The following is a 488-nucleotide window of genomic DNA, read 5'->3' as shown; positions in this document are numbered from 1 at the left end:
GTGCTCTCCAGCTTCGAGTGACCGAGCAGCAGCTGCACCGCCCGCAGGTTCTTCGTACGGCGGTAGATCAGCGAAGCCTTTGTGCGTCGCATTGTATGCGTTCCGTAAGCAGCGTCGTCCAGTCCGATCGACCGGATCCAGCGATGTACCAGCCGGGCGTACTGGCGTGTCGACACATGCGGCGATCCGTGGATCCGGCTCGGAAACAGATAGTCACCCGACGCGAGAGCTGCCGCCTGGATCCACGCTTCCACGCTCGCACGTGTCTGTTCGGTGATTTCAAACTGCACCGGCCGCTGCGTCTTCTGCTGCATGACGGTTGCTCGCGCCGCCACACGCGAGCCGTGACAAACGTCTGAGACGCGCAGCCTTGTGAGATCGCATGCCCGAAGCTTGCTGTCGATCGCCAGATTGAACATTGCCAGGTCCCGTGTGCTTCCCGCGAGTTGCAAACGGATACGAATCGCCCAGATCTCTCTGAGTTTCAG

The 488-nt window shown here is 60.9% G+C and carries 1 protein-coding gene; it reads right to left on the bottom strand.

Annotated features, from left to right (window positions below):
* Nucleotides 1-488 (bottom strand): tyrosine-type recombinase/integrase (locus U5A57_RS41385; protein ID WP_321918113.1); only part of this gene is annotated, 488 nt, incomplete at both ends.

This window comes from Paraburkholderia sp. J11-2, from assembly GCF_905220185.1.
GTDB lineage: Bacteria > Pseudomonadota > Gammaproteobacteria > Burkholderiales > Burkholderiaceae > Paraburkholderia.
Note: the sequence above shows the minus strand (reverse complement) of the source record. Positions and strands in the feature narration are given on the sequence as shown.